At 43.6% G+C, this 814-nt stretch carries 1 protein-coding gene; it reads left to right on the top strand.

The window, feature by feature from the left end:
- Positions 1-59 precede the first annotated feature (59 nt).
- Entirely contained in the window at positions 60-554 is a 495-nt protein-coding gene (locus A3762_RS24750; RefSeq protein WP_197468887.1) for an exonuclease domain-containing protein, read from the top strand.
- Positions 555-814: the final 260 nt, after the last annotated feature.

Below are 814 nucleotides of genomic sequence, written 5' to 3'. Positions count from 1 at the left end.
AATTGCGAGCATGTTAAACACTGGCTACCATAGCAAAAGTTTTTTAAGCGCAGCCCATTATGACAGCAGTTAATCCTATATTTATCGACTTTGAGGCCTCCAGCCTTGATCTTATTGCGAGCTACCCAATTGAAGTGGGCATTTGCATGCCTAACGGTGACACTCACTCATGGCTCATTAAGCCTCATGTACTTTGGAAGGATTGGTCTGGCAAAGCGGCTAAGATTCATGGGATCAGTCGAGATGAGCTCGAAAAAAACGGACAAGACTGCGATCAAGTAGCGCAAGAACTCAATGAGCTCTTAGGTGATCACTTTGTTTATTGTGACGCGTGGACCTTTGATAGCTTTTGGCTTCACCGCTTGTTTAAAGCTTCAGGGATCAAACACAGCTTTCAAATTGAATCTATTAGCGCCTTGCTTGATGCAGACCAAGTTTCGAAGTGGCAAGACGTCCATAACCAAGCCATCAATGACATGGATTTATTACGTCATCGCGCATCAAATGATGCACTGATCTTACACGAGACCTTCAAGCGTTTGATTCAGAGCTGATCTAGCGCACATTTCAATTCAAATATCACCCATCACACGCAGAATATGCGTGTATAAGATGGTACACTCGCGCAGTCTTTAAAATCTAAATGAAGTGCGTGAGTACCCTATATGCAACAAGTCTTTAAGCTGAGTGCAACACTCTGTTCAGCTTTATTGTTAAGCGCCTGTGATCCAGCGTTCCAAACTACTGCTCAAAAATGTGCCGAAGGGCAAGCTCTAGATATTGCTTTTCCAGTTCCTAGAGCAGACCGCTATAA

This window comes from Oleiphilus sp. HI0125, assembly GCF_001635355.1.
The sequence above is the reverse complement of the archived record's forward strand: the minus strand, read 5'-3'. Positions and strand labels throughout refer to the sequence as shown.

What these genes read in the sequence shown, in the direction of transcription:
- A3762_RS24750 (WP_197468887.1), top strand. Translation starts at nt 60, where the DNA reads ATGACAGCAGTTAATCCTATATTTATCGACTTTGAGGCCTCCAGCCTT.